Below are 11636 nucleotides of genomic sequence, written 5' to 3' on the forward strand. Positions count from 1 at the left end.
TGGGCCCATGCAGTTGCTTTGAGCACCCGCCCAGTTCACAGGACTCCTCTGCGCTTCGGCTTCGCCGCCGCAGGCGCTCGTCGCCATCACCCGCAGTTGCCAGGCCCCGAGATACACTGCCCCGCCCAGCCCCGACCGGAGGTCATCTCAGTGTTCCCCGCACGGGTCATCGGTGTTGCCCCGCTGGCTCTGGTGATTCTCGCCCTGTCCGGCTGCTCTTCCTGGGGCTGCACCGACACGACGGCGGAGCGCGGTAAGGCGGGTGTCAGGGTGCAGGTCGTGGACACGGATGGGCAGCCTCTCGGCGTCACCGCCGCGGTCGTCGACTGGCGCCTCGAGCCCCACCCGCAGGTGCCCTCCGAAGGTGACCGGGTCCACTTCCACTTCCGCTTCGACGGCGCCGACAAATATGCCGACCCCGCAGTGGACGCCTGCGCGGTCGACAAGGAGCGTGTGGCGTTGGGGTGTCAGACGGTTTACTCGTCCCAGGCGTTCGGGCCGGCCCACGATCCCCTCACGGGCGACGAGTGGCTCGCCGTCGAGCACCCTGAGCAGGTTGCCGGAGTGTTGCTGATCCCCAATGACCAGTCCTACGACCGACGCACCTGTGAAGCGGACGTCAAGGACGGTGGCGGGATGCATCCTCCGGAACCACCCAACAGGGGGGACCAGCTCTAGGGAGGTCAAGGCGGTTGAGCGCGAGGCACGGGTCTGCCGGCGCCCCGGTGTTTGCGCTGATCGCGCAGGCGCCCCATGACGTCACCCCTGCAGAGGGCCCGGATGGGCCACGGGGCCCAATCTTGGGAGCGCACGCCCTACGACGGCGCGAGGATGTCCAGCGCCTCGTCGAGGATGCGGCGCAGCTGGAGGGCGTCGGGGGCCACGGCGGTGACCAGGGCCGCCGGACCGGCGAGCGGGGCGAGGACGGCGTTCTCGGCGAGTGGCCGTGGCTCCACCGGCTTCTCCTCGAACGCGGGGTCCACGACGAGGAGTTGCCCGGTCGCGCGGTGTCCGCCGAGGACCGCTCCGCCGTCCCAGCCGCCGGGGGCGCCGGGTCCGTACGCCAGCTCCTGGTCGAGCAGCGGTCGGCCGGCGCGGTGCACGGTGAGGCGGGTGGTGAGGGTGCCGGTCTCCTCGCCGTGGCGGCCGAGGATCTGCTCCTCGCGGAGCACGAGCCGTGCGGTGAGGGCGAGTTCGACGACGGTGTGCATCCGCAGGTCGGATCCCCGGGCGGAGACGAGCTGCTCGGGGAGCCAGCGCAGCACCGCGCCGTCGCCGACACTCGTCCGGAGGTCGTAGGTGGCGGATTCGGCGCCGCGGCCGGGCAGGGCGACGGTCGCGGCGGCCGAGTCCACCAGGAGCCGCGCCCCGTCCCGTACCTCCGTCTCGATCGCCAGCCGGTCACCGCCGAGCGGGGCGCTCATCGCGCCGACGACGGTGACGCGGGTGTACGCGCCGGTGGTACGCGTCCGGCGGAGGGCGAGCGGGCCGTCGCCGCGCAGGACCGGCAGTCCCCCGTCGGCGTCGGCGACGATCCGGGCGGTGGCGCGCAGGCTCATACGGCGACGGTCGTGGTCCAGGCGGCGAGCCGCTCGCGGACCCAGTCGGCGACGGGGGCGACGCCGTGCTCGCCGGTGAGCGAGGTGAAGGCGACGGGCAGGTCGCCGCGCTGCGCCTTGGCGTCACGGGCCATCCGCTCCAGGTCGGAGCCGACGTACGGGGCGAGGTCGGTCTTGTTGACGACGAGCAGGTCGGCCGTGGTGACGCCCGGGCCGCCCTTGCGGGGGATGTCGTCGCCGCCCGCGACGTCGATGACGAAGATCTGGGCGTCGACGAGGCCCTTGGAGAAGGTGGCGGTCAGATTGTCGCCGCCGGACTCGACGAGGATCAGGTCGAGCGGGCCGACCGTGTCCTCCAGGTCCTCGACGGCTTCGAGGTTGGCGGAGATGTCGTCGCGGATCGCGGTGTGCGGGCAGGCGCCGGTCTCGACGGCCTGGATGCGCTCGGGCGGCAGGACGGCGTTGCGGAGCAGGAACTCGGCGTCCTCCCGGGTGTAGATGTCGTTGGTGACCACGGCGATCGAGAGCTGGTCGCGCAGCGCCCGGCAGAGCGCGGCGACGGTCGCGGTCTTGCCGGAGCCGACGGGGCCGCCGAGTCCGACCCGCAGGGCGCGCCGGGTTCCGTCGGGCCGGTGGGCGTCGGCGGAGACCGCGCCGATGTGGTCGTGGGAGTGGTCGAGGTGCATGGGACGGCTCCTGGGGTTTCTCAGGACGCGAAGAGGCGGACGGGCCAGGCCGCGTGCTGTTCGGCGGTGATGTCGAGGAGGGGTGCGGAGGCGGCCGGGAGGGCGTCGACGCCCTGGCGGGCCGCCGCGGCGGCCCGCTCGGCGACCCGGTCCATCTCGGGGGCGAGGCGGGCGAGGACTGCGGTGGCCCTGAAGGGGTCGAGGCTGAGCAGGCGTACGGCGGCGGTCGCCGGGCCGCTGACCGTCTCGTACGCGACGCAGTGCGCGGCGTCCTCGGGGCCGAGTCCCGCCGCGCGTGCGGCGACGCCGAGGACGATCGGCTGGTGCGCGCCGCGCGGGAACGCCGTGGCGAGCGCGTCGAGTTCGGCGCACGGCCAGGTGGCGCGGGCCGCACGCATCATCTGCCGGCCGAGCTTGCGGGCGACCGCGCGCAGGGCCGGTGACGGGGTGCGGGCGTCGGCGGCCGCGTCGAGCACGCACTGGTCGTGACCGAGCGCGGCCGCGGCGGCGAGACCCGCCGCGGTGAGCCCGGCGGTGTGCAGCCGGCCCCTGCAGAACGCGGCCAGGCTCGCCGCGTCCGTGATCCGCCCGGCCTTGACGGCGGCCTCCGCCCCACCGGAGTGGGCGTGCCCGCCGGCCGGGAAGCGCCCGTCGGCGAGGACGAGGAGCGCGGCGCGGCCGACGGTGCCCGGTGTCGTCGTGGCCGTCATCAGAAGAGGAAGTAGCGCTGGGCCATGGGCAGTTCCGCTGCGGGTGCGGGCTCGACCGCTTCGCCGTCGATGGTGACGGTGAAGGTGTCGGCGTCGACCTCGACCCGGGGCAGGGCGTCGTTCTCCCGCATGTCGGCCTTGGTGACCCCGCGGGTGCTGCGGATGGGCGTGAACTCCTTCTGGACGCCGACTCGTTGGGGGAGGTCGTCCTCGATCGCCGCCTCGGCGACGAAGTTGAACGAACCCGCGGCGGCGGCCTTGCCGAGTGCGCCGAACATCGGGCGGGGCAGGACGGGCTGCGGGGTGGGGATGGACGCGTTGGCGTCGCCCATCTGCGCGTACGCGATCTGACCGCCCTTGAGCACCGTCTGCGGCTTCACACCGAAGAACGCCGGTTCCCAGAGGACGAGGTCGGCGAGCTTGCCGGGTTCGACCGAGCCGATGAGGTGGTCCATGCCCTGCGCGACGGCCGGGTTGATCGTGTACTTGGCGACGTACCGACGCGCCCGGTGGTTGTCCGCGCGGCCGTCGCCGGGCAGGGCGCCGCGGCGCTGCTTCATCACGTGCGCGGTCTGCCAGGTGCGCATGATCACCTCACCGACGCGGCCCATGGCCTGGGAGTCGGAAGAGATGATCGAGATGGCGCCGAGGTCGTGCAGGACGTCCTCGGCGGCGATGGTGGAGGGCCTGATACGGGACTCGGCGAAGGCGAGGTCCTCGGGGACGGCCGGGTTGAGGTGGTGGCAGACCATCAGCATGTCGAGGTGTTCCTCGATGGTGTTGACGGTGTGCGGCCGGGTCGGATTGGTGGAGCTGGGCAGTATGTAGGGCTCCGAGACGACGGTGATGATGTCGGGGGCGTGCCCGCCTCCGGCGCCCTCGGTGTGGTACGCGTGGACGGTGCGGCCCGCGATCGCGGCGAGGGTGTCGCCGACGAAGCCCGCCTCGTTCAGGGTGTCGGTGTGGATGGCGAGTTGGGCGCCGGTCTCGTCGCAGACGCTCAGACAGGCGTCGATGACGGCCGGGGTGGCCCCCCAGTCCTCATGGATCTTGAACCCGAGTGCGCCGCCCCGGAGTTGGGAGTGCATGGCCTCGCGGGACATCGTGTTGCCCTTGCCGAGCAGTCCGATGTTGACGGGGAAGGTGTCCAGCGCCTCGAACATCCGGGCGAGGTGCCAGGGGCCCGGGGTGATGGTGGTGGCCTTGGTGCCCTCGGCCGGTCCGGTGCCACCCCCGACGAGCGTGGTGACTCCGGTGGCGAGGGCCTGCTCGACGACCGTGGGCGAGATGAAGTGGACATGGGCGTCGACGGCACCGGCGGTGACGATCTTCCCGTTGCCGACGATCACCTCGGTCTCGGGGCCGATGACCAGGTCGGGGTGGACCCCGTCCATGGTGTCGGGGTTGCCGGCCTTGCCGATGCCGGTGATGCGGCCGTCGCGGATGCCGATGTCGGCCTTGACGACGCCCCAGTGGTCGATGATGACGGCGCCGGTGACGACGGTGTCGGGCGCGCCTTCGGCCCGGGTGGTACGGGACTGGCCCATGGACTCGCGGATGACCTTGCCGCCGCCGAACACGGCCTCGTCGCCCGCGCGTCCGGGGCCGCCGGAGCGGTCCTCCTCGATCTCGACGAGCAGGTCGGTGTCGGCGAGCCGGATACGGTCACCGGTCGTGGGCCCGAACAGGTCGGCGTAGACGGCACGGTGGAGCTCAGGCATCGAGGGCACCTCCGACCTCACCGCGGAGTCCGGGGACCACACGGCGCCCCGCCAGCGGGACGAGTTCGACCTCGACCGGGATGCCGGGCTCGAAGCGCACGGCGGTGCCGGCGGCGATGTGCAGCCGCTGCCCGCGCGCGGCGGCGCGGTCGAAGTCCAGGCCGGGGTTGGCCTCGGCGAAGTGGTAGTGGGAGCCGACCTGGACGGGCCGGTCGGCGGCGTTGAGGACGGTGAGGCGGGTGACGGGCCGGCCCTCGTTGAGGGCGACGGGACCTTCACCGTAGAGAGTCTCTCCGGGGATCATCGGCAGCGCTCCCCCGTCACACGATCGGGTCATGGACGGTGACGAGCTTGGTGCCGTCCGGGAAGGTGGCCTCGACCTGGACGTCGTGGATCATCTCGGGGATCCCCGTCATCACGTCGTCGCGGGTGAGCACCTTGCGGCCGGAGGCCATCAACTCCGCCACGGTGCGTCCGTCGCGTGCTCCTTCCAGGATGTGTGTGGTGATCAGGGCGACGGCTTCGGGGTGGTTGAGCTTCACTCCGCGTGCTCTGCGCTTCTCGGCCACGTCCGCCGCGACATGAACAAGCAGTCGCTCCTGCTCGTGCGGGGTCAGTTGCACGCTTCCACCTCACAGTCGTCCACCGGGCAGTTCTCTCCCCGGACAGCAGCGGACCCTACCGATCGTCAACACTCTGTTGAGCTGCGGTGATGGGCCGCTCGGCCAGACATTGCACGTTAAGGCGGAAGTTTTTCCGACGCGTTAACTCGGGCTTTGCATCTCCATGGACATCAGCCCGCGCAGGCCGTCCTGAAGGACGTCGACCTCCACGTCGCCGAAGAGCGCCTGCTGCGCTATGAAGCCCTGGGCCGTGGCGATGAGGGTGCGCGCGACCCGGTCGGCGGGTACGTCGGCCGTCATGATCCCGTTCGCGCGGTAGGCCTCCACGAGCTTCGCCCAGGCCTCGCGCATGCCGTGGTACCCCTCGGAGAGCGTCCGGAAGAGCTGCTCGTTGCGGAGGGTCTCCGACCAGACCTGGAGGATGAGCCGGGCGAAGGCCTGTCGATCGGCACCCGCGATGCGCTCTTCGAGGAAGAGGCGCAGGACGGCGCCGAGCAGCACGTCGGGCGTGGGCGGCGGGGTCGTACGGGACGCCTCCTCGAAGGCGCCGCGGATTCCGGCGAAGGCCTCCGCCGCGATGGCCGCGATCAGCTCGTCCTTCCCGCGGAAGTAGCGGTACACCGCTCCGGCGGACAGTCCCACCTCAGTCAGCACATCCGCCATGGACGTGGCGTGGAAGCCGTTGCGGGCGAAGCAGCGCGCGGCGCCGTCGAGGATCTGACGGCGGCGGGCGTCGAGGTGTTCCTGGGAGACACGAGCCATGCCCGAAATCTAAAACGAACATTCATTCTTGACAAGCGAGCCCCTCGGCGGGACAGTGGCCCCACGCGTAAAACGAACGATCCTTCTCTTTGAATCGAGAGCGTCATGTCTGCCACCGCCACCCGCAAGACCCTCGCGGTGATGGTGCTGATCCCGGTCGTCGTGGCCCTGGCCCTGTGGGCCTTCGCCTGGCCCGCCGCCCGGATCGCCCCCCGCGACCTGCCCATCGGTGTCGCGGGTCCCGCGACCGCCACCGCCCCGCTGGAGCAGCGGCTCGCCGAGCACGACGGGGCCTTCGAGGTCCACCGGTACGACTCCGAGGCCGCCGCCCGTACGGCGATCGAGGACCGGGTCGTATACGGCGCGGTGGTCGTCACACCGCAGGGCCCCGAACTGCTGACCGCCTCCGCCGCGAGCCCCGTGGTCGCCGGACTGCTGCGCGAGGCCGTGACCGCCCAGGTCCCGGCCGGCAGCCGGATCACGGTGACCGATGTCGTCCCCGCCCCCGCGGGCGACCCCCGGGGCAGCGCGTTCGGGGCGAGCCTCTTCCCACTGGTCCTCGCCGGCGCCGCCGCGGGCATCGTGGTGACCGTCCTCCAGCTGCGCCGGGGCCGGGCGGCCCTCGCCCTGATCGGCGCCGCCACGCTCGCGGGCGTCGTCGGTGTCTCGCTGGGCGACAGCTGGCTCGGCGCGCTCACCGGTGACTGGTGGGCCGAGGCCGGCGTCCTCGGACTGACCGTGCTCGCGATCGGCGCGACGATCGCGGGGCTCGCCGCGCTGATCGGCAAGCCGGGGATCGGCATCGGAGCGCTGCTGATGGTGCTGCTGGGCAACCCGTTCTCGGGCGTGGCGAGCGCGCCGGAGCTGCTGCCCGCACCGGCGGGCGCGCTCGGCCAGTGGCTGCCGCCGGGCGCGGGCGGCACCGCGCTGCGCTCGGTCGCCTTCTTCGACGGCGCGGGCGCGGGCCCGGCGCTGCTGGTCCTCGGCGTCTGGGCGGCCGCCGGCATGACCGCGCTCCTGCTCGGCGGACGGCGGGACAGGAGCGCGGACGCGGCAGGGGACGCACCGGCTCCCGTACCCGCGCCGTCACCGGCACCCGTGGGCTGACGCTCGCGGCGACGCCGAGGGCAGAGGCCCTTGGGCCGACGCCCTTGGGCCGACACCCTTCTCGAACGGCCGCGTGCCCCCGCTGTAGCGGACGGGGGCACGCGGCTCTGTCATGTGCCGGGGGTGCCGGGGGCGCGGTGGCGGGCCGCGATACCGAAGCGGCCCTGTTCACCCGGAGCGGACGGGACGGGGCGGACCTCGGAGACCGAGCTGACCGCGAGGTCCTCGACAGCCTCGTGCTCCGCTTCGAGTCGTTCCAGGTCAGCGGCCGAGACCAAGGCGACGAGTGGCTTGCCGTGGCGGGTCACGACGACGCGTTCGTTGCCGTACACCACGCGGTTGATCAGGTCGGCGAGCTCTGCACGTGCTTGCGTCACCGGAATCTCGTAGGCCATGCTCCTCATCTTACGACCTGTACGTCCTGTACATTTTTTACAAGGAGTGATGCTCATGCGCGCCCGCTACGTCCTGCCCGAGTTCACCGAGCGCACCAGCTCCGGGAGCCGGACCCTAGACCCGTACTCCAAGCTGCTCGAGGAGCGCATCGTCTTCCTCGGCACCCCGATCGACGAGACCTCGGCCAACGACGTCATCGCCCAGCTCCTGCACCTGGAGTACGCCGACCCGGACCGGGACATCTCGCTCTACATCAACTCACCCGGCGGTTCGGTCAGCGCCATGGCCGCGATCTACGACACGATGCAGATCGTCACCTGCGACGTGGAGACCACCTGCCTCGGGCAGGCCGCCTCGACCGCCGCCGTGCTGCTCGCGGCGGGCGCGCCCGGGAAGCGGCTCGCGCTGCCCGGCGCCCGGGTCGTGCTCCAGCAGCCCACGACGGACGAGCCGTTGCAGGGACAGCCGAGCGATCTCGACATCCAGGCAAGGGAATTGATCCGGCTCCGCGCGATGCTGGCCGGCATCCTGGTCACCCACACCGGGCAGAGCCGCGAGCGGATCGACGCCGACATCGACCGCGTCACCGTCCTCGACGCACCGGCCGCCACCGCGTACGGCCTGGTGGACCACGTGATCCAGAACCGCGGGGCGTCGGGCGGCGCCGGGGCCCGGTGAGCCGGACATGGTTCCCGAGCTGCCACCCCTGCCCGCCCTGACGCGTGCCGAGGGCGAGTTCATCGACGCCTATCTCGAAGTCGTCGACCTGCTGGGACGGATCAATCCATCCAAGGGATCGCATACGTATGGGGCGCTGCGCGCGGCACAGGCCCTGGTGGGGAAGGCGAACGCCCTGCGCGACGCGCTGACGGTGATGCATGTCCGCGGTGAGAGCGAGGTCCACGCGGAGACATTGACCCGCGCGCTGCGGCTGTTGGACGGGGAGCGCCGGGCGCGCCGGGTCACCGTGCCGGAGAAACCGGCGAGTTGACATATCCCCGTGTCGTGTCGAGGTCCACTCGGAGCAGCGGAGCCGCAGAATCGCTCCCCCGTTCGGCGTAGTCGACGAATCGACATATGTGTGGGGTGAGTTGCACAACAGGTGTACGCATCTGGCGGAATCGGGCCACTCCACCCCTGGTCCGGGACTCGTCGGCCAAACCTCCGAAGATCACGAAACCTGCCTGTCCACTCGAATGGATCAGTCGTGAGGAGCCTCACATAACGCCGTTTCGACTCGGATTTCGCCCTGGTTGTGGGTCAAGATCCCTCACGACGACAAGCCCCCGCCACCGCGGCGGGGCGGTCCGGGCGGACGCCGAGTCCTGCCGCTGTCCCGGATGTCTGGTCGACAGGAGTGGATCGGCAGGAGTGGAGGACCCGAGCAGTACGGGACGGCCGCCCAGTGAGGGCCGTTCCTCGGGGTGAAGCCGCAGCCGCGGCCGGGCAACTTCGCCAGCCCGAACCCGACAGGTCATCCTTCACAGGCGGCTGACGAAGGGTTGCGCATGAGTGCGCAGATTCATGTCCCGTCCATGCTGTCCCGGGCCGGAGCCGTCTCGGCTCTCACCCTCGCCGCCCTCGGCGGCACGATGCTGGCGCCAGGCGCCGCACCGGAGGCCCAGGCCGCGACGTCGCACGCCGGCAAGGCGCTGAACATCGCCGCCTCCAAGAAGGGATCGCCCTACAAGTACGGAGCGTCCGGACCGACCAGGTTCGACTGCTCGGGGCTCACGCTCTACTCGTACAAGAAGGCGGGCAAGTCGCTGCCTCGTACCGCGCAGCAGCAGTACAACAAGACCCGGCACATCTCGGCCTCCAGCCGGCAGAAGGGGGACCTGGTCTTCTTCCACTCGGGTGGAAGGGTCTACCACGTGGGGATCTATGCGGGTAGCGGCAAGATCTGGCACTCGCCCAAGACCGGCTCCTGGGTGAAGCTCGACAAGATCTGGTCGTCCAAGGTGTATTACGGCCGGGTCCGCTGACGCCGCGCCGAAGCCGACGCGCCGTGTTGTGATGTGAGCTGACGCGGCGGGTGGGTGCGGTGGCGCCGCCGCACCCCTCGCCCTCGGCACCCTGGGGACACGAGCGCTTCACCCCGAGGGGGGCGCGCCTGCCGCCCGCTCCCCCACCGCCTCGGCCGAGCGTCATCACTCGTCCGGGCTACCCACCCCGCCCGGCCGCGCGGCGGGTTCGTGCCGGCTAGGAGCCGGCGGGCTGAGCGGCGAGCGCCTGGTGCGGCGCGGCGGTCCAGGGAAGGTTGATCCAGACCGTCTTGCCGCCCTCGCTGGTCGGCGTGACGGAGAGCCGACCCCCGGCCTCGGCCGTCAGGAAACGGATGATGACCATCCCCCGGCCGTTGTCCTGCTGCACCGCCGCCGGGAGCCGCTTGGGCCAGCGGGGGTGGCTGTCGGTGACGCCGATGTGGAGCTGCTCCTCGCGCTCCAGCCGGACGTCGACGGTGAAGGTGGGCGACTGCCCGAAGGTGTGCTGGACGGCGTTGGTGGCCAGTTCGGAGACGATGAGCCGGACGGTGTCGGCGGTGTCGCCGGCCTCCGCGAGCCCCCAGCCGGTCAGGACGTCGGCGACGTATCTTCGGGCGGCGGAGACCGAGGCGGGATCGCTCGGCAGAGTGACGGTTGCTTCCTGGTGGTCTGCCATGGCGACGCTGTCCCTTTCCCACCGGGCCCGGCCCGGATTGCGCTACGCGTCAGAGTGCCACCGATCGTGGCGCCCCGTATGGCGATCCACCAAGATATGTGCATATTTGTCGCTCGAAGCGGTGAACTCTGCTACGAGAGACCGTATTTGGGCTGCGCTCAGTGGGCCGGAGGTGCTGTCCTCACGATCGTGGCGACGGCCTGCTCGATCTGCGCGTCCGTCAGATCCGCGCGGGCGGTGAGCCGCAGCCGGGAGACGCCGTCCGGGACGGACGGCGGGCGGAAGCAGCCGACGACGAGCCCCTGGTCACGGCAGTCCGCCGCCCACCGCAGCGCGGCCTCGGGCGAGGGCGCGCGGACGGAGACGACGGCCGCCTCCGGACGTACGGCGGTCAGTCCGGCCGCGGTGAGCAGCCGGTGCAGCGTGGTGGCGACTGTCCGCGCGCGTTCGGCGAGGCCGGGGTCGCCCTCGATCAGCCGCAGGCTCGCCAGGGCGGCGCCCGCGGCGGCCGGGGCGAGACCGGTGTCGAAGATGAACGTACGGGCCGCGTTGACCAGGTGCTCGATCACCCGGGCGGGGCCGAGGACGGCTCCGCCCTGGCTGCCGAGCGACTTGGAGAGCGTGACGGTGGCGACGACGTCCGGGTCGCCCGCGAGCCCGGCGGCGTGCAGCCCGCCCCGCCCGCCGTCCCCGAGCACGCCCAGACCGTGGGCGTCGTCCACGACGAGCCCGGCGCCGTGGGCACGGCAGGCGTCGGCCAGCCCGGCCAGCGGGGCCTGGTCGCCGTCCACGGAGAAGACGGAGTCGGAGACCACGAGGGCCCGGCGGCCCGGGTGGGCCTGGAGGGTCTTGCGTACCGCCTCCGGGTCGGCGTGCGGGACCACGGCCGTCTCGGCGCGAGAGAGCCGGCAGCCGTCGACGATCGAGGCGTGGTTGCCCGCGTCGGAGACGATCAGCGCGTCACGGCCGCTCAGCGCGGTGAGGGCGGCGAGGTTGGCGGTGTAGCCGGAGGAGAAGACGAGGGCCGCCTCGAAGCCGCAGAAGGCGGCGAGTTCGCGCTCCAGGCCGGTGTGCAGCCGGGTGGTGCCGGTGACGAGCCGCGAACCGGTGGACCCGGCGCCCCAGCGGCGGGCCGCCTCGGCCGCCGCCTCCGTGACCTCCGGGAGGCGGGTCAGTCCGAGGTAGTCGTTGCTCGCCAGGTCGAGCAGCTCCGACTCGGCCTCCCGTGGCCGGAGCGTACGGACGAGCCCCGCCTCCGCGCGGCGGCGCGCCTCCGCGTCGGTCCAGTCGAACGGCGTCCGGCGGGTGTCCTCGTCCCGGTGCATGGGGCAGATCCTTTTGTAGGCAGCGCACAGACCCTAACCCTCCGTGCCCGGGGACAGGGTGTGGCCATGCACACACCTCAAACCGG

The 11636-nt window shown here is 71.9% G+C and carries 15 protein-coding genes and 1 riboswitch; of the genes, 5 read left to right on the forward strand and 10 right to left on the reverse strand.

The window, feature by feature from the left end:
* Positions 1 to 150: 150 nt before the first annotated feature.
* A complete protein-coding gene (locus ACZ3OF_RS14945) occupies positions 151 to 678 on the forward strand; it encodes a hypothetical protein (RefSeq protein ID WP_361678260.1) in 528 nt (175 codons plus the stop codon).
* A gap of 137 nt (positions 679 to 815) precedes the next feature.
* Here ACZ3OF_RS14945 and ACZ3OF_RS14950 read toward each other — a convergent pair whose 3' ends face one another.
* From ACZ3OF_RS14950 to ACZ3OF_RS14980, 7 genes are all read right to left on the reverse strand, one after another.
* Complete coding sequence (locus ACZ3OF_RS14950; protein ID WP_361678258.1) at positions 816 to 1559, reverse strand: urease accessory protein UreD; 744 nt, start codon at positions 1557 to 1559, stop codon at positions 816 to 818.
* Positions 1556 to 2245: an urease accessory protein UreG gene (gene ureG / locus ACZ3OF_RS14955; RefSeq protein WP_361437699.1), complete on the reverse strand. Its 690-nt coding sequence runs from the start codon at positions 2243 to 2245 to the stop codon at positions 1556 to 1558. Before ureG ends, ACZ3OF_RS14950 begins: the two co-directional genes overlap by 4 nt.
* Positions 2246 to 2265: 20 nt before the next feature.
* Positions 2266 to 2955 carry an urease accessory protein UreF gene (locus ACZ3OF_RS14960; RefSeq protein ID WP_467304867.1) on the reverse strand — a complete coding sequence of 230 codons (690 nt, stop codon included), beginning with the start codon at positions 2953 to 2955 and terminating at the stop codon, positions 2266 to 2268.
* Positions 2955 to 4676: an urease subunit alpha gene (locus ACZ3OF_RS14965; RefSeq protein WP_361678252.1), complete on the reverse strand. Its 1722-nt coding sequence runs from the start codon at positions 4674 to 4676 to the stop codon at positions 2955 to 2957. Before ACZ3OF_RS14965 ends, ACZ3OF_RS14960 begins: the two co-directional genes overlap by 1 nt.
* Positions 4669 to 4980 (reverse strand): urease subunit beta, encoded by a 312-nt coding sequence (locus tag ACZ3OF_RS14970; RefSeq protein ID WP_361678249.1) that lies wholly within the window; start codon positions 4978 to 4980, stop codon positions 4669 to 4671. Before ACZ3OF_RS14970 ends, ACZ3OF_RS14965 begins: the two co-directional genes overlap by 8 nt.
* Positions 4981 to 4996: 16 nt before the next feature.
* On the reverse strand, positions 4997 to 5299 hold the full coding sequence (locus ACZ3OF_RS14975; protein WP_361678246.1) for an urease subunit gamma: 303 nt from the start codon (positions 5297 to 5299) through the stop codon (positions 4997 to 4999).
* A gap of 141 nt (positions 5300 to 5440) precedes the next feature.
* Entirely contained in the window at positions 5441 to 6061 is a 621-nt protein-coding gene (locus ACZ3OF_RS14980; protein ID WP_361678243.1) for a TetR/AcrR family transcriptional regulator, read from the reverse strand.
* A gap of 105 nt (positions 6062 to 6166) precedes the next feature.
* Here ACZ3OF_RS14980 and ACZ3OF_RS14985 point away from each other — a divergent pair, with 105 nt between their 5' ends.
* The gene (locus ACZ3OF_RS14985; RefSeq protein WP_361678240.1) at positions 6167 to 7168 is read left to right on the forward strand and encodes an ABC transporter permease; all 1002 of its coding nucleotides are present in this window, start codon (positions 6167 to 6169) and stop codon (positions 7166 to 7168) included.
* A 110-nt stretch (positions 7169 to 7278) separates the two neighbouring features.
* Here ACZ3OF_RS14985 and ACZ3OF_RS14990 read toward each other — a convergent pair whose 3' ends face one another.
* Positions 7279 to 7563: a type II toxin-antitoxin system Phd/YefM family antitoxin gene (locus tag ACZ3OF_RS14990; protein WP_361678237.1), complete on the reverse strand. Its 285-nt coding sequence runs from the start codon at positions 7561 to 7563 to the stop codon at positions 7279 to 7281.
* Between the two features lie 55 nt (positions 7564 to 7618).
* Here ACZ3OF_RS14990 and ACZ3OF_RS14995 point away from each other — a divergent pair, with 55 nt between their 5' ends.
* The 3 genes from ACZ3OF_RS14995 to ACZ3OF_RS15005 all read left to right on the forward strand — a co-directional run bounded on the left by ACZ3OF_RS14995 (position 7619) and on the right by ACZ3OF_RS15005 (position 9549).
* Positions 7619 to 8242 (forward strand): ClpP family protease, encoded by a 624-nt coding sequence (locus ACZ3OF_RS14995; protein ID WP_361678234.1) that lies wholly within the window; start codon positions 7619 to 7621, stop codon positions 8240 to 8242.
* A 7-nt stretch (positions 8243 to 8249) separates the two neighbouring features.
* Positions 8250 to 8555, forward strand: coding sequence for a hypothetical protein (locus tag ACZ3OF_RS15000; protein ID WP_467304872.1), 306 nt, complete (start codon positions 8250 to 8252; stop codon positions 8553 to 8555).
* A gap of 340 nt (positions 8556 to 8895) precedes the next feature.
* A riboswitch (cyclic di-AMP (ydaO/yuaA leader) is annotated at positions 8896 to 9069 on the forward strand.
* 3 nt (positions 9070 to 9072) lie between these two features.
* Positions 9073 to 9549 (forward strand): C40 family peptidase, encoded by a 477-nt coding sequence (locus ACZ3OF_RS15005; RefSeq protein ID WP_361678228.1) that lies wholly within the window; start codon positions 9073 to 9075, stop codon positions 9547 to 9549.
* Positions 9550 to 9766: 217 nt separating this feature from the next.
* Here ACZ3OF_RS15005 and ACZ3OF_RS15010 read toward each other — a convergent pair whose 3' ends face one another.
* Positions 9767 to 10225 carry an ATP-binding protein gene (locus ACZ3OF_RS15010; protein WP_467304874.1) on the reverse strand — a complete coding sequence of 153 codons (459 nt, stop codon included), beginning with the start codon at positions 10223 to 10225 and terminating at the stop codon, positions 9767 to 9769.
* Between the two features lie 158 nt (positions 10226 to 10383).
* Positions 10384 to 11550, reverse strand: a complete 1167-nt coding sequence (locus ACZ3OF_RS15015; RefSeq protein WP_361678222.1) for an 8-amino-7-oxononanoate synthase — start codon at positions 11548 to 11550, stop codon at positions 10384 to 10386.
* Positions 11551 to 11636 lie beyond the last annotated feature (86 nt).

The organism is Streptomyces sp. NPDC022552, assembly GCF_055561875.1.

Excerpts from the sequence above, each read along its gene's own strand:
- ACZ3OF_RS14950 (WP_361678258.1), bottom strand. The coding sequence starts at position 1,559 with ATGAGCCTGCGCGCCACCGCCCGGATCGTCGCCGACGCCGACGGGGGA.
- ureG (WP_361437699.1), bottom strand. The coding sequence starts at position 2,245 with ATGCACCTCGACCACTCCCACGACCACATCGGCGCGGTCTCCGCCGAC.
- ACZ3OF_RS14960 (WP_467304867.1), bottom strand. The coding sequence starts at position 2,955 with ATGACGGCCACGACGACACCGGGCACCGTCGGCCGCGCCGCGCTCCTC.
- ACZ3OF_RS14965 (WP_361678252.1), bottom strand. The coding sequence starts at position 4,676 with ATGCCTGAGCTCCACCGTGCCGTCTACGCCGACCTGTTCGGGCCCACG.
- ACZ3OF_RS14970 (WP_361678249.1), bottom strand. The coding sequence starts at position 4,980 with ATGATCCCCGGAGAGACTCTCTACGGTGAAGGTCCCGTCGCCCTCAAC.
- ACZ3OF_RS14980 (WP_361678243.1), bottom strand. The coding sequence starts at position 6,061 with ATGGCTCGTGTCTCCCAGGAACACCTCGACGCCCGCCGCCGTCAGATC.
- ACZ3OF_RS14985 (WP_361678240.1), top strand. The coding sequence starts at position 6,167 with ATGTCTGCCACCGCCACCCGCAAGACCCTCGCGGTGATGGTGCTGATC.
- ACZ3OF_RS14990 (WP_361678237.1), bottom strand. The coding sequence starts at position 7,563 with ATGGCCTACGAGATTCCGGTGACGCAAGCACGTGCAGAGCTCGCCGAC.
- ACZ3OF_RS14995 (WP_361678234.1), top strand. The coding sequence starts at position 7,619 with ATGCGCGCCCGCTACGTCCTGCCCGAGTTCACCGAGCGCACCAGCTCC.
- ACZ3OF_RS15000 (WP_467304872.1), top strand. The coding sequence starts at position 8,250 with ATGGTTCCCGAGCTGCCACCCCTGCCCGCCCTGACGCGTGCCGAGGGC.
- ACZ3OF_RS15005 (WP_361678228.1), top strand. The coding sequence starts at position 9,073 with ATGAGTGCGCAGATTCATGTCCCGTCCATGCTGTCCCGGGCCGGAGCC.
- ACZ3OF_RS15010 (WP_467304874.1), bottom strand. The coding sequence starts at position 10,225 with ATGGCAGACCACCAGGAAGCAACCGTCACTCTGCCGAGCGATCCCGCC.
- ACZ3OF_RS15015 (WP_361678222.1), bottom strand. The coding sequence starts at position 11,550 with ATGCACCGGGACGAGGACACCCGCCGGACGCCGTTCGACTGGACCGAC.